Source organism: Permianibacter fluminis (assembly GCF_013179735.1).
GTDB lineage: Bacteria > Pseudomonadota > Gammaproteobacteria > Enterobacterales > Permianibacteraceae > Permianibacter > Permianibacter fluminis.
In genome coordinates this window covers 1,443,953-1,463,466 of the sequence record NZ_JABMEG010000001.1, presented here as the reverse complement: position 1 = coordinate 1,463,466, position 19,514 = coordinate 1,443,953, and the positions used below count along the sequence as shown (strand labels likewise).

Genomic DNA, 19,514 nt, shown 5'->3' with positions numbered 1-19,514 from the left:
ATCACCAACGTTATTCCGACACCAGAAAGGGGGTCTTCGAATTGTCGCGCATTCGGGCAACCACCGCCTTGCGCCGGGACAAGCCGGCGCGCCCCAACCACTCCGACCCTGCAAAAAACGCTTGACCTTGCCACAATGGGAAGGCGGACAGTGCCGTCCAACGGGCTAGCCCATTGCCAACCGGCCGCCCCTTTGGAGGTCAATATGAACGCCGTCTGCGAGATTCCCGTCACCCCCGGTCAAGCTGGTCGCCACCAAGAGGCCCAGCCCGAGATGCCCATGAACGACTCCGGTAGCCGTCAGCTGCAGTTGCCCATCGGCGGCATGACCTGCGCCAGCTGCGTTGGCCGGGTCGAGAAAGCCTTGGCCAAGGTGCCGGGGGTGCGGGCCGTCCGGGTGAACCTCGCCAATGAAACGGCTTATTTGGACACCGAAGCCAGTGTTAGCCGCGATGCGCTGGTAGCTGCCGTGATTGATGCCGGCTACGAAGTCCCTGCGCCGGCCGCTGCCACGACCGTCAATCTGATCATCGGCGGCATGACCTGCGCCAGCTGCGTCGGCCGGGTTGAAAAAGCCTTGCGCGGCGTCGCCGGCGTTATCGAGGCCTCGGTCAATCTCGCCAGCGAAACCGCGACGGTCAGCCTTGCTGCCGACGTCGATGTCAGCGCCCTGCTGAACGCCGTGCAGGCTGCCGGTTACGAAGCCAGCGTCAAAACCACGGAACCGCTTGCCAGCCAAGCCCGCACTGCCGACAGCGACAAAACCGCCCGCGAAAAACGCGCCGTGCTCATCGCCAGCCTGCTGTCACTGCCGCTGGTCATTCCGATGATCGGCGATCTGTTCGGCCAGCACTGGATGCTCAACGGCTGGCTGCAGCTGCTGCTGGCAACGCCGGTGCAATTCTGGCTCGGTGCGCGCTTTTATCGCGCCGGTTGGAAAGCGCTGAAAGCGAAAGCCGGCAACATGGATTTGCTGGTCGCCATCGGCACCAGTGCCGCGTTCGGTTTGTCGCTTTACCATTTGCTGTTCGTGAATCACGGCCCGCATACCGTGCTGTATTTTGAAGCGGCCGCCGTGGTCATTACGCTGGTGCTGCTCGGCAAATATTTGGAAGCACGCGCCAAGCGGCAAACCACCGATGCCATTCGCGCGCTCGCCGCACTGCGGCCGGATACCGCCCGGGTGCTGCGCGCCGGTAGCGAACAAACGCTGGCGATTGCTGAGGTGATCATTGGTGATCGGGTCATCGTCAAACCCGGCGAACGCATTCCGGTCGATGGCGTCATCGCCGATGGCGCCAGCCATGTCGACGAATCGCTGATCACCGGTGAGAGCCTGCCAGTCGCGAAAGCGGTTGGCGACCGGGTCACCGGCGGCGCCATCAACGGCGAAGGTTTGCTACAGCTCACCACGACCGCGGTCGGCACCGAAACCGTACTCGCCCGCATCATCCGCATGGTCGAAACCGCGCAAGGCGCGAAAGCCCCGATCCAGCGGCTGGTCGACAAAGTCAGCGCCGTGTTCGTGCCAGTCGTCATCGCGATTGCGCTGCTGACCTTCATCGCCTGGTGGGCCTACAGCGGCAACGTTGAAAGCGCCATTCTGAATGCTGTCGCCGTGCTGGTGATTGCCTGTCCGTGTGCGCTTGGCCTCGCGACACCGGCTGCGCTGATGGCCGGCACCGGCGTCGCCGCCAAGCATGGCATTTTGATCAAGGACGCCGAAGCGCTGGAGATTGCCCACCGCGTGCAAGTCGTCGCCTTCGACAAAACCGGCACGCTGACGCTGGGCAAACCGCAAGTGGTCGCGATTGAAGCCGCAGCGACGGAACGGAAAGAAATTCTCGCGCTCGCCGCCGCGCTGAATCAGGGCAGCGAACACCCGCTGGCCAAAGCCATGCTGGCCGCCGCCGAAGTGGAGTTTGTCTCGATTCCGGACGCGAGCAACATCCGCGCTTTGCCGGGTCGCGGTATTGCAGGCCAGGTCGGCCTGCTTGATTTGCGGCTCGGCAGTGGCCGCTTGATGCAGGAACTCGGCGTCAGTGTCAGCGCGCTGCAAAGCCGTGCACTGGCGCTCGCCGGTCAAGGCTACACCTGCTCGTGGCTGGCGACCGCTGGTGACAAACCGCGCCTGCTCGGTCTGGTTGCGTTTGGTGACACCTTGAAGCCGGAATCGGCACCGGCCATCACCGGTCTGAATGCGCGCGGCATCCGCACGGTGCTGATCACCGGTGACAACGCCGGCGCTGGCAACGCGGTCGGCGCCAAACTTGGCATCAGCGAAGTGCTCGCCGATGTGTTGCCGGCCGACAAAGCCGCCAAGGTCAATGCATTGCAACAGCCACCGCATACATCAGTGCCCATGAGCGCGCACGCGCGCCACGTGGTCGCGATGGTTGGCGATGGCATTAATGACGCGCCGGCACTCGCCGCAGCCGATGTCGGCATCGCCATGAGCACCGGCACCGATGTCGCGATGCACACCGCCGGCATCACGCTGATGCGCGGCAACCCGCTGTTGGTGCTCGATGCCATCGACATCTCGCGCCGGACCTATCACAAGATTCAGCAGAATTTGTTCTGGGCTTTTATCTACAACATTGTCGGCATTCCACTGGCGGCATTCGGCTTGCTGAATCCGGTCATTGCCGGTGCCGCGATGGCGTTCTCCAGCGTCAGCGTGGTCAGCAATGCGCTGCTGCTGAAGCGCTGGCGGCCCGCCGCTGATCGCCAGCAGGGAGGTGCATCATGATGTGGCTCCTGTCTCGAGCTGAAAGACACCCGGCACAGCGAACCGATTTGCCGCCCCTCCTTGTCAAGAAGAGGCTGGAAGTGGTTGAGCTCACGCCGAGATCAGGCACAGAGCTTGATGCAGCTGTGCTCGTCATACCAACATCTCACCCTATCGCGGGCAAGCCCGCTCCTACAGTCCAAGCCGCTCAGGAGCACCGCTCATGAATATCGGTCAAGCAGCAAAAGCGACCCATGTTTCGGCCAAGATGATCCGCTATTACGAAAGCGTCGGCCTGATTCCAAAAGCGCTGCGCTCGGAAGCGGGCTATCGTCACTACAGCGACGCCGACCTCGGCGCGCTTCGGTTTATTCGTAGCGCCCGTGATCTGGGTTTTCCGCTGGAGAAAATCAGTGAACTGTTGAAGCTCTGGCGCAACGAGCAACGGCCCAGCGCCCAGGTCAAGGCGCTGGCCGAAAAACACATTGGTACACTGAACCAGCAGATTCAGGACCTGATCGCGATGCGCGATTTTCTCCAGCAAGTCGCCAGTGCCTGCCCCGGCAGCGACGACCCGCATTGCCCGATTCTGCAGGAACTGGCACAGCCACATTGCCACGCAAAAGGGACACGTTGAGCCAGGAGCAGCGGGAATCGGTGAGGTTATTCAGAGAGGCCAATACAATGGAGTCAAAGTTTCAAAGTTTTTTGGCTTCGCGTTGCTCTGTCCAGCCTACCTGACTTCGATATACTCCACACTTGAAGCCATTAATAATGGCTCTTTCTCCAAGCCACCATGTGGTACTCACCCCTCACCGTGTGTCTAAAGGCCGTTTCATGTCGATAGAGATACTGGCAGCGTGCGCGAGTGCAGCTCTCCTGTTTTCCGCCTTGTGCCTCTATTTGATGCCGGGTGTTGGAAAACCAGGCCGGCTCAAAAGAACCATTGCGTTTACATGGTTTTTGATTCGCCGCACCACAGGAACAATTGGTACTGTCTTTTTTTTGTCAGGTTCCTTTCACTTTTTTAATACGGCGTTTCATGGGCACGAAATGCTGGCAAACACCCTGGTCGGACTTTTCCTGCTCTCACTTGCCATCTTTCTTCTCCATTTCACTTTTTTTGGAAAGAAAAGCAGAACGTCAACATTCCCTGAGGACAGGGCTGTTTATCACCAAAGGAAGGAAGGCTATCGTAAAGAGTAAGAACAAGAACGCTCGAAATGAACAGGAAATTTTTAATAAAATTAACAAAAAGGCGTGCAGTGCACGCCTTTTTTTATTCGATGGCACAAGCCTCAGGAAACCTTCTCGCCCGCCGCCTGCTTGTCAGCATGATATGACGACCGCACCATCGGGCCCGACGCGACATGAGTGAAGCCGAGGCCGCGGGCGATTTCGCCGAGCTCGTCGAATTCTTTCGGTGTGACGAAGCGCTTGACCGGGTGGTGATGCCGTGACGGCTGCAGGTATTGGCCGAGCGTCAGCATGTCGATGTCGTGGGCGCGCATGTCTTGCAGCGTCTCGATGATTTCCTCGTTGGTTTCGCCGAGGCCTAGCATCAGTCCGGATTTGGTCGGGATGCCGGGGTAACGCTGCTTGAACTCTTTCAGCAGATCCAGTGAGTTCTGATAATCGGAACCGGGCCGAACCGCTTTGTACAGGTGCTTGGCGGTCTCGAGGTTGTGGTTGAACACATCCGGCAATCCATCCTTGAAAATGTCGAGCGCGACTTCACGGCGGCCGCGGAAATCCGGCACCAGCACTTCCAGCTTGGTGTTGGGATTGAGCGCCCGCGATTCGCGGATGCAGTCGACAAAATGCTGGGCACCGCCGTCGCGCAGATCGTCGCGATCGACCGAGGTGATTACGACATATTTGAGCTTCATGTCGCGAATCGATTCGGCCAGATGCTTGGGTTCATCTTGATCCAGCGCCAGCGGCCTGCCGTGGGCGACATCGCAGAACGTACAGCGCCGGGTGCAGATGTCACCCATGATCATGAAGGTCGCGGTGCCGTGGCTGAAACATTCCGGCAGGTTCGGGCAGCTCGCTTCTTCGCAAACGGTGTGCAGCTTCTTGTCGCGCAACATGTGCTTGATGCGGTTGATTTGATCGCCACTCGGCAAGCGCACGCGGATCCAGTCCGGTTTGCGCGGCATTTCGGTGGTCGGTTCAATCTTGACCGGAATGCGGGCCAGCTTGTCGGCGGCGCGCAGCTTTTCACCGGGAACGGCTTTGGCCGGCTTGGTGGCGACGGACTCTTGCGCGGATGTTGACTCACCCGGAACGGCGTTGGCCGGCTTGTCCATTTTGATCAACTCACAACAGCGGAAAGGGGTTGCCCGAGCGCGACATCAGCCGGCGCGGAGCGGGCGGCATTATAGCCCAGCCGGCTCAGCAGAGCCTTTATGAGAACCGGTTCTACCGCGCTGAGGCTCGCTGGTCCGCCCTCGTTGGCCAGCGTGGTCATCTGAAGGCCCTGATAGCCGCAGGGGTTTATCCGGAAAAACGGCTCCAAATCCATGGCGATGTTGAAGGCGATGCCATGAAAGGTACAGCCGTGCCGGACCCGGAGGCCGATGCTGCAAATCTTGGCGCCGGTATTCTTGCCTGCAGTCAGGTAGACGCCGGGCGCATCGGCGCGCGCCGCGACCGCAATGCCGTAGTGAGCACAGGTGTCGACCACGGCATTTTCCAGCGCCGTGACCAGCTCACGGACGCCGAGCTTTTTCCGGCGCAGATCGAGCAGGAAGTACACCACCTGCTGACCGGGACCGTGATAGGTCACCTGACCGCCACGATCGACCTGCACCACCGGAATGTCGCCCGGTGCCAGCACATGCTCGGCCTTGCCGGCCTGGCCCTGGGTGAACACCCGCTCGTGCTCGACCAGCCAGATCTCGTCATGGCTGGTTTCATCACGGGCATCGGTGAGCGTTTTCATAGCCTGCCAGATCGGTTTGTAGGTTTGCCGACCGAGCTGACGCAGGATGACGGTTTCGGTTAAGGACACGTTGGTAGCAAGCTCATTTGTGCGAAGGACTCGTGACAGTGGGCTAAGCGTAGTCGTTTCGCCGCCAGGGTTTTGCTGCAACCCGTTTGCGATGACCGAATTGCTGCGAACTGGCGGTTCTTCACCGCGGCTTACAGAACAATTCGCACGCCGGTCACCTGACGCAGCGCGGCGTACACCGCCTCCACTTCAGCTTTGGCGGTGAAATGCACCGCCACAGTGACCGATTGGTACTTGCCACCGGCGCTCGGCGTGCTGCGATGGTGATAATCGCCGGGCAGAATCGCGTGAATGGCGGCGACCACGTCGTCAGCAAAATCGCCGCGGGCATCCCCGACGACTTTCAGATCCAGTCGGCACGGAAACACCCAGGGATCCTTTTGCTCGGTCATTGCATCACCTCTTGGTTCCAGCTGCATAGTTTCATCTGCATGCTTTCAGCTGTAGGAGCGGCCTTGGCCGCGATAGCGATTTGAAGGCAATCGCGGCCAAGGCCGCTCCTACCAAAAACCTCTTCAGCGCAGTTTGTCTTCGTGAAACCACTGCGCAAATTTGGGATACAACGCCCGGCTGGCATCGTAGTGCCGGTCGACACCATCGAGCCTGCTGATTCGGCGCAGCTCGCGCAGGCTGCTGCTGATCCAGATTTCCTCGGCCTGCTGCAACTCGCTCCGGGCAATGCCACGCTGCTCGACTGGCACGCCGTGCTGGCCGGCCAACTCCAGAATCACCGCCCGGGTAATTCCGGACAGCATGCGCGGCTGCTCCGGCGGCGTGATCAGCCCCCCCTCGCGAACGATATACAAATTGCTGCTGCTGCCTTCGAGCGCTTCACCATCACGAATCAAAATCGCCTCGTCGGCGCCAGCTTCGCGCGCTTGTTGTCTGGCCATCGCATTGGGCAGCAGATTGATGGACTTGATATCGCAGCGCTGCCAGCGCAGGTCCGGCACGGTGATGGCCGTCAGCGCCGGTCGCTCGGGGCCGTCCAACGCTTGTGGCCACGGCGTCACGTAGGCGAATACGCTGGCAACGCAACCCTCGGTATAGAAATGATCGCGTTGGCCGGGTACACCGCCACGGGTGATCTGGAGATAGAGACTGGCGTTTTCTAGCGAATTACGCTGCAGCAGCTGCTGCGTGATCTGTTCCAGTTCGCCATCACCGATGCGGCAATCGAGCGCAATGGCGGCGAGGCTGCGCCGCAACCGGGCCAGATGCAGCGGCCAGCGATGCAAGCGGCCGCGATAAATCGGCACGACTTCATAAATGCCGTCGCCAAACAAAAAGCCGCGATCGAACGCTGACACTTTTGCCTGTTCGGCCGGCAGATACTCGCCATTCAGATACACCGTCGCCATGCCCGCTACCTCGCCTCTGCGTTGATCAGCCGCTCTGCTGCGGTCGGCCCACGTGACAAAAATGACTGACGGGCCGAAGCGGCCCGTCAGTGCTACAACTCAGCCGACGCTGACGCTCATTCAATCACCGAACTTCTTGGCAAACCAATCACTGACCTGACGCACCACGCCGCCTTCCGGCACATCTTTCAACGCCACCAGCGGATGCTCGGCAACGTCCTTGCCATCCAGTTGCAGGAACAATTTGCCGACAACCTGACCTTTGGCCACCGGCGCCTGCAGATCCGGCAGCAAACTGTAATTGGCTTTCAGATCCTGACGCCGACCGCGCGGCAACACCAGCGTCGCCGGCTCGGCCAGGCCGACTTCAACGGTTTCGCTGTCGCCGTACCAGACTCGCGGCCGGGTCAATGGCTCGCCAGCCTTGACCGCCTGCACGGTATCAAAATTGCGGAACGCCCACGTCAGCAATTTTTTGCTCTCGACGGCGCGCGCCGGCATGCTCTTGCCGCCCAGTAATGTTGCCACCAGCCGCATGCCGCCCTGAGTCGCCGAACTGACCAGGCAAAAGCCAGCGGTACTGGTGTGGCCGGTCTTGATGCCGTCCACATTCAGGCTGGTGTCCCACAACAGACTGTTGCGATTCGGCTGCTTGATACCGTTCCATTCAAATTCTTTTGCCGAGTACCAGCGATAGTCATCAGGAAAATCACGGATGATGGCGGCGCCAAGCAGGGCCATGTCGCGCGCAGTGCTGTAATGCTGCTCATGCGGCAGGCCGGTGGCGTTCATGAAGTGGCTGTTGCGCATGCCAAGTTTCTTGGCGTAATTGTTCATCAGCGTGGCAAAGGCTTCTTCACTGCCGGCGATGTGTTCGGCAACCACAATGCTGGCGTCGTTGCCGGACTGGATGATGATGCCTTTGTGCAGATCATCCAGCGATACTTGCTTGCCAACTTCGAGAAACATCAGCGAGTTTTCGCTGGCGTTCTTGTTCAGTTTCCAGGCCTTCTCGCTGACCGTTGCCATATCACTGAGACTGACCCGGCCTTGTTGCACTTCGGCCGCCAACACATAGCTGGTCATCATCTTGGTCAAGCTGGCCGGCTCGCGACGCTCGTCCGGATTCTGCTCGGCCAACACCTGACCGGTATGGTAGTCCATGATGATCCAGGCCGGAGCATCGATCAGTGGTGCCGGCGGTGCACCCGGAGCCAATGAGGTGCCAGCAACAGCCAGCGTGGCAACAGAAAGAGCGAGCGAGAGCAGCAGACGTTTCATTGGCAAATCAACTTTGTTGGAATTACGTTGGAACTGACAGCAGGCGAGGTCCGGGAACCGGGCCGGATTGTAACCAAGCCGGTCGCTGCATAAAACCCTGAGTGCGGTTTTCGCTTAACGGGTCACCATCAGGGCATCAGGCGCGACAGCACATTCAGGGTTGTCTGACTAAAGTTTGCCTGACTCAAGGCTGTCTCATTCAAGACAGCCCGATTCAAGGCAGCCTCATTCACGGACCAACAATGGCGGGACGTTCGTATCCTTTGCCTTCAAGATGGTCGCGCACCTTTTCGGCGTAATCGCGCCGGCTGAGCGGACCGACCCGAACCCGGTACACCCGGCCGTCATCGGTATCGGCTTCGAACACCTTGACCGGATAACCGACCAAAGGTTGCACTTGCGCCGCGACTTCATCGGCGCTGTCTTCATTGCGGAACGAAGCAATCTGGACGAAGAACAGCCCCTCGTCTCCCGCTGCGCTGGTCGTCGTGTTGCGAGGTGCCGTGCCGGCACTGCTGCCTGTTGCGTTGGTGTTGGTTGCGGTGCTGTCATCATCGCCGGTCAGCGCGCTGATTTCGACCCGGGCCGTACCGGTCCCAGTCATGCCAAGCTTGTGCGCCGCCGCGTAAGACAAATCAATGATGCGGCCTTCCTTGAACGGACCGCGATCGTTGACCCGGACAATGATCGATTTGCCATTGTCGAGATTGGTCACCCGGACATGCACCGGAATCGGCAAAGTCTTGTGCGCCGCCGTCATCTTGTACATGTCATACGGCTCGCCGCTCGAAGTGCGCTTGCCATGAAATTTGTTGCCATACCAAGAAGCGATGCCGCGCTGGGAAAAACCCTCTGCGGAATCGAGCACGTGATAGGTCTCGCCAAGCACGGTGTAACTTTCCGGGTTACCAAAGCGACTGCGCGGTTCCTTGCGCGGCACCGGCTCTTGGACATGACGCAAATCCGGCGGTACATCCGGACCGCTGTCGGCCTCATCCTTGGTCGGTGATGATGAACAGGCCATCAGCAGAAAACTGATCGCCAGCACACCACCATGAACCGCTGCGCGAATATCTCTCATCGACTGCCCACTCCTGCACGACTGCTGTTGGCTGGCGGAGTCGTCGCGCTGGTCGCGGTTGCCGTCGATGGCTGCAGATAAGCTGCTTTCAACTGGCCGGCAAACTCCAGCACGGCGCGCGCATACAACGGGCTCTTGTTATAGCGGGTAATGACGCGGAAATTATTGAAGCCAAGATAGTAATGCCGACCATCCGCCTCATCGAATACCAGCAAGGCAGCTTGCCAGTCCGGTTGCAGGGCCACCGGCGCCTGCATGCCGGCGGCGAACAGATCGTTCAGCGGCGCGACGTCACGCTTGGGGTACAGCAGCGAGCCGGCCGGCTCTGCCGCGAAACTGACCGGCAACATCATGGCGCCACCGGTTTGCCAGCCGTGAATCCGAAAATAGTTGCCCACGCTGCCGATGGCATCTGCCGGCGTCTGGAACAGATTTACCTGACCATCACCATCAAAATCGACCGCCCACTTCCGGTAGCTGGTCGGCATGAACTGGCCCATACCCATGGCGCCGGCATACGAACCCATCGGCGTGGTCAAATCCCAGTTCTGTTCACGGGCCAGGACAAAAAACTGCTCCAGCTCGCCGGTGAAATATGGCGACCGCGGCGGGTAATAAAACGCCAGTGTGTTGAGCGCATCCAGCACCCGGTGCTTGCCCATGATGCGGCCGTAATTGGTTTCAACACCGATAATGGCCACGATGTATTCGGCAGGCACGCCAAATTGCTGTTCAGCTTTCGCCAGCGTATCGGCGTGCTCGCGCCAGAACGCCACGCCATTGTTGCGGCGGGCATCGGTCAGGAAAATCGGCGCGTAATCTTTCCAGGGTTTGACCGCTTCGGCGGGTTTGGTCATCAGCGCAATGATGTCGTCTTTCTTTTCCGCTTGCTGGAGTCCAGCCTCTACTTCGCGCTTGTCGATGCCGTATTGCGTTTGCATGCGCGCGGCGAATTGCTGCTGCGGTGTTGGCGTACAGCCGGTCATGACCATAGCGGTCAACAGTGCCGCAAAGACCGAACCGGCATTCAACAGTTTGCATTGTGTATTCATGTTCGACAAAGGATGGCGCCTGTTCAACTCGGTTGGTTCACCCGCAGAAAACGCGGGAGCGAAAAAAACTGGAAATCCTCAACTGGTCAGCAGTCGGCGGTGGGTATGCACCGACATCAGCACACCAAAACCGGCCAGCAAGGTGACCGCGGCGGTGCCACCATAACTGACCAGTGGCAACGGCACGCCCACCACGGGCAGGATACCGGAGACCATGCCCATGTTGACAAACACATAGACAAAGAACGTCAACGCCAGTGCCCCGGCCAGTAACCGGGAAAACGTATCCTGCGCCTGATTGGCAATATACAGACCGCGAATGATGATGAAGGCAAACAGCGCCAGCAGCACCAGCCCGCCGAGCAGACCGAACTCTTCACCGATCACCGCGAAAATGAAATCGGTGTGCCGCTCCGGCACAAACTCCAGCTGCGACTGGGTGCCCTGAAAATACCCTTTGCCGTACAGGCCGCCAGAACCGATGGCGATTTTTGACTGGATGATGTGATAACCAGCACCGAGCGGATCGCTTTCCGGATCCAGAAAAGTCAGCACCCGTTGACGCTGGTAATCGAGCATGTAGAAATACCACAGCAGCGGCGCCAAGCCGGCCACACCGATGCCGCCGGCCAGCAACAGCTGCCACGGCAAACCGGCTAGCCATAACACCATGAAGCCGGACGCAGCAATCAGCAGCGCAGTGCCCAAGTCCGGCTGCAGGGCAATCAAGCCCACCGGCAACAGAATCAGGCCACCGGCAATGGCGATATGCGTCAACCGCGGCGGCAAGGGTCGGTCGGCAAAATACCAGGCCAGCAACATCGGCACGGCAATCTTCATCAGCTCCGATGGTTGAAACCGGATGAAGCCGAGATCCAGCCAGCGCTGCGCACCTTTGCCGATCACACCAACCACATCAACGATCACCAGCATGATGATGCCGATGACATAGAGCGCTGGCGCCCACAGTTTCAGCAACCGTGGTGGCACTTGCGCAATCACGATCATCGCGGCAATGCCAAGCGCGAAACGCATCGATTGCTGCACCATATAATCCTGACCACCGGCGCTATACACCACCAACAAAGCCACTGACATCAGCGCCAGTAACCCCATCAGCAGTGCCCAATCCAGATGAAAGCGCCAGAGCAAGCCGTAGCGCTCCCGGTGCGTGTGCATGCGTGAGCTGTATTCAGTCATGGGCTGGCTCCTGGTCGCGCTTGGCGTTCGGCTCACGGGATTGGGCGAGATAATGATCCATGACCCGACGGGCAATCGGTGCCGCATTACTGGCGCCACCGCCGATGACGTTCTCGACCAGCACCGCTACCGCGATCTGCGGTTTGTCGAATGGCGCAAAACCGATGAACAGGGCATTGTCGCGAAAGCGTTCGTCAATCTTGGTGGCGTCGTATTTTTCGTTCTGGCCATACGAAGTCACCTGCGCGGTACCGGTCTTGCCGGCGGCATCGTAATTGACGCCGACAAACGCTTTGCGGGCGGTGCCGTTTGAGGCCATGACCACGTCACGCATGCCACCGCGCACCACTTCAAGATAAGCCGGGCTGGCAACTTCCGGCTGCACCGCGGCGAGCGGTGCCGACACTTTCTGCGCATTGTCGAGGCTGCCGATGCTGTCAACCATGCGCAGCTCGCGGCGCACACCACCGTTGGCCAATGTTGCCGCTGCGTTGACCAATTGCAATGAGGTTGCGCTCCAGTAACCTTGGCCAATGCCGACGCTAATCGTTTCGCCCGGATACCAGGCATCTTTGCGTGCGCGCCGCTTCCATTCCCGGGTTGGCAACAAACCGCGCACTTCTTCATCAACATCGATACCGGTCAGCTGGCCAAAACCAAAACGCTGCATCTGCTCCGACAGTTTGTCGATGCCCATGCGATTGGCCAGATCATAGAAATACGTGTCGCAGGATTGGCTGATGGCAAAACGGACATCGAGCCAGCCGTGCGCCGGCAAGCCCTTGTTCAACACCCAGTCGCGATAACGCCGATCATCGCCCGGTAATTTGAACCAGCCCGGATCGAAAATTTTTCGCTCGATGGTGGTGGCACCGGTGTTGAGACCAGCCAGTGCCAGCACCGGTTTGACCGTCGAACCCGGCGGATAAACACCGAGCAACGCGCGGTTGTACAGCGGCACATCCGGCGACTCCAGCAAGCCTTGATAACTCAGCCGATCAATGCCGGTGACAAACGGATTCGGGTCATAGCCCGGCGCACTGACCAACGCCAACACGCCGCCGGTATTCGGGTCCACTGCAATCACCACGCCGCGCTGATCGCCGAGCGCCGACAGCGCGGCCATTTGCAAACCGCTGTCCAAGTGCAGATGCAGATCGCGGCCCGGAATCGGCGGCACCCGGTTCAACACCCGGACCACCCGGTCATGCACATCAGTTTCGACTTCCTGGAAACCGGCGGCGCCGTGCAACACGTCTTCGTAATGTTTTTCCAGGCCGAGTTTGCCGATGTGCTGAGTCGCGGCGTAATTGTTCTGATCGAGCTTTTCCCATTCCTTGTCGTTGATGCGGCCGACATAACCGAGCGCGTGCACCAGCTGCGGTCCGAATGGGTAATAGCGAATCAGGCGCCCGGTCAGGGTGACGCCGGGAAAGCGGTGCTGGTTGCTGGCAAACACCGCCACTTCCCGATCGCTCAGACGCGAGCGAATCGGTACTGGTTGATCGCGCCGGTGTTGTTTGCGCTCGGCGGCGAAACGCTCGCGATCATCGTCGGTGATAGTGACAATGCTCGCCAGCTGATCGAGCGTGGCGGCAATATCGGTCACTTTTGCCGGGATCATTTCCAGCGCAAAGCTGGAGCGATTTTCCGCCAGCAACACGCCGTTGCGGTCATAGATGAGGCCACGGGTCGGCGCGATTGGCTGGACGCTGATGCGGTTGCGGTCCGCCAGGGTCCGGTACTGGTGATGTTCGACGATCTGCAGATAGAACAGCCGGGTTGCCAACACCAGTGTCAGCAAGCCGACCACGCCGGCGGCGATGGTGGCGCGAACAAAGAACAGGCTGGTCTCCGCCACCGGATCTTTCATGCGCATGCGGCGGTTCATGTCAGGCCATTCTCACGATGGTTGGCGGTACGACAAATTCTGTTCAAAGTCCGGTTTCACCAATGTTGATACTGTCGGCCGGCCCGCTGCAGGCAGCGCCCGTCAGGCAAATTCTTTTATTCCGTCTCAAGCCCGGTGATACGGATGATTGCTCAGCAAAGTGTGAGCGCGGTACAGCGCTTCCGCCACCACGATCCGAACCAGCGGATGCGGCAGCGTCAACGCCGACAGCGACCATTTCAGTTCAGCTTTCGCCAACAACTCCGGGGCGATGCCGTCGGGGCCACCAATAATCAGGGCAATATCACGACCATCCTGGCGCCAGCGCTGCATTTCGCCAGCCAACTGTTCGGTACTCCAGTTACGGCCTTTGACATCCAGTGCCAGCAGCCGTTCAGCCGGTTTCAGCTGCGCCAGAATCTGCTCGGCTTCCTGCGCCATCAGCCGGGGAATGTCGCTGTTCTTGGTCCGCTCCGGCAGCTTCAGTTCAACCAGCTCCAGCCGGCACTCATGCGGCATCCGGCCAGCGTATTCCTCGTAGCCTTCGCTAACCCAACCGGGCATTTTGTTGCCGAGCGCAATCAGGCGTATGCGCATGCTTGTGGTTTCACAACCCAGTCCGTGAGGGCACGCGGTTCCTGCAGCCGCTCATTGCTTTTTCCGGGCATCAATTTGGCCGCTGTTCGAACCCCAGTCCGTGTCCCACAATTTCTCCAGCTGGTAGTAATCGCGGGTTTCGCGTTGCATGACATGAACAATCACGTCACCCAAATCGACCAATATCCATTCGCCTTCCTGCTCGCCTTCAACCCCCAGCGGCATGGCACCGGCGGCCTTGGCTTTCTCGACTACATAATGGGCAATCGATTTACAATGACGACTCGAGGTGCCGCAACAGATGACCAGATAGTCAGCGATGCTGGTCAGCTTGCGCACATCCATCGCATTGACATCACGGGCTTTGATTTCTTCCAGTTCGCGCAGAACCAGATCGCGTAACAACTCAGCTTGCATACAGTTTGTGCTCTTCAATGTAGGCCGCCACCGCCGCCGGCAGCCCTTCCGGGCAGCGCACACCAGCGCGCAGCGCCGTTCGTATGGCGGTTGCTGATGCCGGATGTTCCGGCATCGGACACAGTAACACGTCGCCAGCATGGGCCTCGGCGAGGCTGCTGGCGGACAACGGTCGACGTGCTGACCAACCGCGTTGCAACGGCGCCGGCAAACTTGCGCTCGCCTGCGGTCGTGGTACGACGATCAAAATCGCCAACGTCAAGATTGCCTCTGGCTCGCGCCAGCTCGGCAAACCACAGTAGGCATCCCAGCCGAGAATGAGTGCCGGCCGCTCATTGGCCGCGGCACATTCACGCAGCGTCAACACCGAGTAGCTTGGGCCGCTGCGATGCAGTTCGCGATCATCCAGCTGCAACAGCGGTTGATCGGCAATGGCCAGCTGCAACATCGCCAGACGTTGCTGATCGGTGGCACCCGGTTCAGCCCGGTGCGGGGGCAACGCTGCCGGCATCATTCGCACCGGTTGACCAGCTGCCTCGGCAACTGCGCGCGCCACTTGCAGATGACCCTGATGCACCGGATCAAACGTGCCGCCATACAACAGCGGCCCGACTTTCTCACTCGCGAGCGTCACAGCCGACGCATTCGCTGCGCTCATGCGGTCGGTACCGACACGGCGGCCAGACTCATCAGCACTGCTTCCAGCAACAGCCACGGCTCGCCTTTGGCGACGCCTTTGATTTGCTGATCCAGCTGGGCGACGCGCTGCATTTGCTGCTGACAACCTTGCACACCCAGCCGGGCCGCAACGCGCTCGAACAGCGGCAGCCGTGAACTGAACACGCCGACCTCTTTCCAGGCATCACCGATGCGCTGGCCGCGCGCCTTGATATGGGCGACATTGACCAACGCCCGGATGTCCCGATGCAGCAAACCAAACAGGCCGCGCAAATTGCCTTGCTCGTCTTCGTGACGCAGCCCATGCAGCATGCGCAGGCAACGATTGCCGTCACCACGCAGCGCCGTGTCCATCAACTCAAACAGGTTGTAGCGGGCATTGTCGGCAGCCACCGAGGAAATTTGTTCCGCCGTCAGTTTGGCGCCCGGAAACAACAACACCAGCTGACTGATCAGCTGATGCGCGGCCAACAAATTGCCTTCGCACAATTGCACCAACAGCGCCAAGGCATCCGGCTCGGCCTGCAAGCCGGCGGCGCGCAAACGCTGCTGCAACCAACTGCTGATTTCGGCGCTGCCAACGCTGGCAATGGTGACATGGCTGCCACGCTGCTCCAGCGCTTGAAGCCATTTGGCCTCGGCCTCTTTGCGATCCAGTTTGGGCAGCGTGATGACCAGCACGGTGTCGCTGCCGAGCCGTTCGGCCTGCTCGTTCAGCGCGGCTTGCGCCTCGCGATTCGGGTTGCCGGTAAAGCGCAGCTCCAGCAAACGCTGGCTGGCGAACAGACTCAGGGTGCCGGTGTTGGCGAACAGGGCATCGAAATCAAACGACTTGTCGACAACATGGCTTTCCCGCTCGCTGAAACCGCGCGCGCGCGCCGCTTGCCGAATCGCATCCAGCGCTTCCTCGATCAACAGCGGCTCATCACCGCTCAGCAGATACAGCGGCGCCAGTTCGCGTTCGAGGGCGGCGGTCAGGGCCGGTCCGGCAATCTTCATTCAATGCGTTCCGGCGGCCTGATAGGCAATTTGCCGCAACAATCGGGCGGCGATGTCGCGCCGCATTTCCTGCACCAGCAATGCCTCTTCTTCGGCCTTGCCGAGCAGTTCGGCATTGTCAAAGTTGTATTCGCGTCGCGAATCGAGTTTGCGGGTTTCGCTGTCGGTCACCGCATTCGGTGCCGCCAGCGCGTACTCAACGGTCAGGATCAGCTCATAGTCAGCAGCCCGTCCGGTGGTGTTGACGGTTTGCACCCGCCGGGTCATCCGCTCGTCGCGCAGTTGCACCACCATGCCGGCGTCAATCGCGCTGGAACTGATCGTCATGTCGGCTTGCCGGACACTGTCCGCCAGCACCTGCTCGAATTCACCATACGGCGTTTTGCTGTCGATATAGACCTGCAGCCCGGCGACACCGGGCTGCACGCCGCGCAGATGAAAACCGCAGCCGCCGACGCTCGCCAGCATCAGCGTGGTGATCAAGACGCCAGCAAGCCGGCGCATCAGGCCACCACCAGGTTCAGCAACTTGCCCGGCACGTAAATGACTTTGCGCAGGCTCTTGCCCTCCAGCTGGCGCTGCACCGGCTCTTCGTCCAGTGCGGCAGCTTTCGCCTGCTCTTCGGTGGCGCTGACCGCGAGTTCCAGTTTGGCGCGCAGCTTGCCATTGACTTGTACCACCACGGTGACCGAATCGCGCTGCAAGGCCGACTCATCCACTTCCGGCCAGGGCTGCCGGTACAACGACGTATCGTGGCCAAGGTGCTGCCACAACACTTCGCTGATGTGCGGCGTGATCGGCGACAGCACCAGCACCGCAGTTTCCAGTGCGTGTTGCACCACCGCCCGATCCTGTTCATCCATCGCAACAAACTTGTTGATCGCGTTCAGCAGCTCCATCACCGCGGCAATGGCGGTGTTGAACGTGTAGCGACGCTGCATGTCATCGCTGGTTTTCTTCAGCGTCTCATGGGTCTTGGCGTAAAGCTCGCGTTGCTGCGCATTGAGCGCGCTGACGTTGAGCGGCGCCACCAGACCGTTGACGCGGTGACCGTACACCGCCTTCCACAGCCGGCGCAGGAAGCGGTGCGCGCCTTCGACGCCGGCATCGCTCCACTCTAGCTGCAGTTCCGGCGGTGCTGCAAACATCATGAACAGACGGACGGTGTCGGCACCGTATTTGTCGATCATCGCCTGCGGATCAACACCGTTGTTTTTTGATTTCGACATTTTTTCGGTGCCGCCAATGTGCACCGCCTGACCGTCGACTTTGTAGCGGGCCGCAACCGGCCGCGCCTTGTCATCCAGCTCGACGTCGACGTCGGCCGGGTTGTACCAGGTTTTCTTGCCATCCGGGTCCTGCCGATAAAACGTATCGGCGATCACCATGCCCTGGGTCAGCAATTTGGTGAACGGCTCATCGGAGTCGACCAGACCTTCATCGCGCATCAGTTTGTGGAAAAAGCGCGCGTACAGCAGATGCAGAATCGCGTGTTCGATGCCGCCAATGTATTGATCGACCGGGGTCCAGTATTTGGCCCGTTCGTCGAGCATCTTGTCGGTCGCATCCGGGCAGGAATAACGCGCGTAGTACCAGCTCGACTCCATGAAGGTGTCGAAGGTATCGGTTTCGCGTTCGGCCGGCTTGCCACAGCTGGGGCAGCTGCACTGTTTCCACGCGGTCATTTTCTTCAGCGGCGAACCGTCACCGGTGACGGTGACCTCGGTCGGCAACACCACCGGCAGTTGCTCATCCGGTACCGGCACCGCACCGCAATGCGCGCAATTGATCACTGGGATCGGGCAGCCCCAGTAGCGCTGACGCGACACGCCCCAGTCACGCAGGCGGAAATTCACTTTCTTGTCGCCGGCGTTTTTCGCCTTCAGGTGTTTTTCGATTGCCGTGAACGCGGCCGCGAAATCAAGGCCATTGAATTCGCCGGAATTGATCAGGCGGCCTTTTTCTGTGTACGCGGCCTTGCTCAGATCGCAGACTTCACCGTGGCCATTTACGGACGGCATCGGTTCGATGACCTGATCAATCGGCAGACCATATTTGGTCGCGAATTCCCAGTCGCGCTGATCGTGACCCGGTACAGCCATGACCGCACCGGTGCCGTATTCCATCAGCACGAAATTGGCGGCCCAGACCGGCACCTTGCGACCGCTGATCGGGTGAATGGCATACAGACCGGTGGCGACACCTTTTTTCTCCATGGTCGCCATGTCGGCTTCCATGGTGGTTTGGGTTTTGCACGCCTCGATGAACGCGGCGAGTTCGGCATTGCCGCCCGCCATGGCCAAGGCCAACGGGTGCTGCGCCGCAACCGCGACGTAGGTCACGCCGAGCAAGGTGTCCGGCCGGGTGGTGTAGATTTCGAGTTGTTCGCTGCGGCCGTCGATGCCAAAGCGGATGGTCATGCCTTCGGATTTGCCAATCCAGTTGCGCTGCATGGTTTTGACCTGTTCCGGCCAGCCTTCCAGCATGTCCAGATCAGTCAGCAGTTCATCAGCGTAATCGGTGATTTTCAAAAACCACTGCGGAATTTCCCGCCGCTCGACCAGCGCGCCTGAGCGCCAGCCACGGCCGTCGATCACCTGCTCGTTGGCCAGCACGGTTTGGTCGACCGGATCCCAGTTGACCACCGCCATTTTTTTGTAGGCGATGCCCTTCTTCATCAGGCGAGTGAAAAACCACTGTTCCCAGCGGTAGTAATCCGGTTTGCAGGTGGCGAGCTCGCGGTCCCAGTCGTAACCAAAGCCAAGCCGCTTCAGCTGGCCCTTCATGTAGGCCATGTTGTCGTCGGTCCAGGCCGCTGGCGCGACCTGATTCTGGATGGCGGCGTTCTCGGCCGGCAGACCAAAGGCATCGAAACCCATCGGTTGCAGCACGCTCTTGCCCAGCATGCGCTGCACCCGGGAAATGACGTCGCCAATGGTGTAATTGCGGACATGGCCCATGTGCAAGCGGCCGCTCGGGTACGGGAACATCGACAGGCAATAGAATTTTTCTTTTTCACTGTCTTCGCGGGCGGCGAAGGCATTGGCATCGGCCCACTGGCTCTGGACGCGGGGCTCAATCGAATCGGGGCTGTAATGCTCTTCCATAATGGTCATGGCGGGGGGCAACTCGTCGGAAAATCAAGGTTTTACTGATACTGTGAAGCTTACCTTACCGGCCCCTGCCCTTGCCATGGCAGGCTGCCGGCCTT

18 protein-coding genes are annotated in these 19,514 nt (G+C 59.9%); 3 read left to right on the top strand and 15 right to left on the bottom strand.

Translation table 11 applies throughout. From position 1 onward, the window contains the following. Nucleotides 1–279: 279 nt before the first annotated feature. The 3 genes from HPT27_RS06370 (at nt 280) to HPT27_RS06360 (ending at nt 3,936) form a co-directional block, all read left to right on the top strand. Nucleotides 280–2,751, top strand: coding sequence for a heavy metal translocating P-type ATPase (locus HPT27_RS06370; protein WP_211197870.1), 2,472 nt, complete (start codon nt 280–282; stop codon nt 2,749–2,751). 202 nt (nt 2,752–2,953) lie between these two features. Further along, on the top strand, nt 2,954–3,367 hold the full coding sequence (gene cueR, locus HPT27_RS06365) for a Cu(I)-responsive transcriptional regulator (RefSeq protein ID WP_172240588.1): 414 nt from the start codon (nt 2,954–2,956) through the stop codon (nt 3,365–3,367). Nucleotides 3,368–3,504: 137 nt separating this feature from the next. Then, on the top strand, nt 3,505–3,936 hold the full coding sequence (locus HPT27_RS06360; RefSeq protein ID WP_172240585.1) for a hypothetical protein: 432 nt from the start codon (nt 3,505–3,507) through the stop codon (nt 3,934–3,936). A gap of 92 nt (nt 3,937–4,028) precedes the next feature. Here HPT27_RS06360 and lipA read toward each other — a convergent pair whose 3' ends face one another. The 15 genes from lipA to leuS form a co-directional block, all read right to left on the bottom strand. After that, a complete protein-coding gene (gene lipA, locus HPT27_RS06355) occupies nt 4,029–5,042 on the bottom strand; it encodes a lipoyl synthase (RefSeq protein ID WP_172240582.1) in 1,014 nt (337 codons plus the stop codon). A 5-nt stretch (nt 5,043–5,047) separates the two neighbouring features. Continuing rightward, a complete protein-coding gene (gene lipB, locus HPT27_RS06350) occupies nt 5,048–5,746 on the bottom strand; it encodes a lipoyl(octanoyl) transferase LipB (protein ID WP_172240579.1) in 699 nt (232 codons plus the stop codon). Between the two features lie 131 nt (nt 5,747–5,877). Further along, nucleotides 5,878–6,138: a YbeD family protein gene (locus HPT27_RS06345; RefSeq protein ID WP_172240576.1), complete on the bottom strand. Its 261-nt coding sequence runs from the start codon at nt 6,136–6,138 to the stop codon at nt 5,878–5,880. A 123-nt stretch (nt 6,139–6,261) separates the two neighbouring features. Continuing rightward, on the bottom strand, nt 6,262–7,107 hold the full coding sequence (locus HPT27_RS06340; RefSeq protein ID WP_172240573.1) for an aminotransferase class IV: 846 nt from the start codon (nt 7,105–7,107) through the stop codon (nt 6,262–6,264). 120 nt (nt 7,108–7,227) lie between these two features. Continuing rightward, nucleotides 7,228–8,388, bottom strand: coding sequence for a D-alanyl-D-alanine carboxypeptidase family protein (locus HPT27_RS06335; protein WP_172240570.1), 1,161 nt, complete (start codon nt 8,386–8,388; stop codon nt 7,228–7,230). 229 nt (nt 8,389–8,617) lie between these two features. Beyond that, nucleotides 8,618–9,469, bottom strand: a complete 852-nt coding sequence (locus tag HPT27_RS06330) for a septal ring lytic transglycosylase RlpA family protein (RefSeq protein WP_172240567.1) — start codon at nt 9,467–9,469, stop codon at nt 8,618–8,620. Then, the gene (gene mltB / locus HPT27_RS06325) at nt 9,466–10,521 is read right to left on the bottom strand and encodes a lytic murein transglycosylase B (protein ID WP_172240564.1); all 1,056 of its coding nucleotides are present in this window, start codon (nt 10,519–10,521) and stop codon (nt 9,466–9,468) included. The genes HPT27_RS06330 and mltB overlap by 4 nt, the downstream gene beginning before the upstream one ends. 78 nt (nt 10,522–10,599) lie before the next feature. Next, nucleotides 10,600–11,721, bottom strand: coding sequence for a rod shape-determining protein RodA (rodA, locus tag HPT27_RS06320; protein WP_235950849.1), 1,122 nt, complete (start codon nt 11,719–11,721; stop codon nt 10,600–10,602). Next, on the bottom strand, nt 11,714–13,612 hold the full coding sequence (gene mrdA, locus HPT27_RS06315) for a penicillin-binding protein 2 (RefSeq protein ID WP_172240561.1): 1,899 nt from the start codon (nt 13,610–13,612) through the stop codon (nt 11,714–11,716). Before mrdA ends, rodA begins: the two co-directional genes overlap by 8 nt. Nucleotides 13,613–13,738: 126 nt before the next feature. After that, nucleotides 13,739–14,209, bottom strand: a complete 471-nt coding sequence (gene rlmH / locus HPT27_RS06310) for a 23S rRNA (pseudouridine(1915)-N(3))-methyltransferase RlmH (protein ID WP_172240558.1) — start codon at nt 14,207–14,209, stop codon at nt 13,739–13,741. Nucleotides 14,210–14,260: 51 nt separating this feature from the next. Continuing rightward, entirely contained in the window at nt 14,261–14,626 is a 366-nt protein-coding gene (rsfS, locus tag HPT27_RS06305; protein ID WP_172240555.1) for a ribosome silencing factor, read from the bottom strand. Beyond that, the gene (gene nadD, locus HPT27_RS06300; protein ID WP_172240552.1) at nt 14,616–15,284 is read right to left on the bottom strand and encodes a nicotinate-nucleotide adenylyltransferase; all 669 of its coding nucleotides are present in this window, start codon (nt 15,282–15,284) and stop codon (nt 14,616–14,618) included. Before nadD ends, rsfS begins: the two co-directional genes overlap by 11 nt. Further along, a complete protein-coding gene (gene holA / locus HPT27_RS06295) occupies nt 15,281–16,303 on the bottom strand; it encodes a DNA polymerase III subunit delta (RefSeq protein ID WP_172240549.1) in 1,023 nt (340 codons plus the stop codon). Before holA ends, nadD begins: the two co-directional genes overlap by 4 nt. Beyond that, nucleotides 16,304–16,807, bottom strand: coding sequence for an LPS-assembly lipoprotein LptE (locus HPT27_RS06290; RefSeq protein WP_172240546.1), 504 nt, complete (start codon nt 16,805–16,807; stop codon nt 16,304–16,306). It abuts the gene before it with no gap. Further along, nucleotides 16,807–19,410, bottom strand: coding sequence for a leucine--tRNA ligase (leuS, locus tag HPT27_RS06285; protein WP_172245135.1), 2,604 nt, complete (start codon nt 19,408–19,410; stop codon nt 16,807–16,809). Before leuS ends, HPT27_RS06290 begins: the two co-directional genes overlap by 1 nt. Nucleotides 19,411–19,514 lie beyond the last annotated feature (104 nt).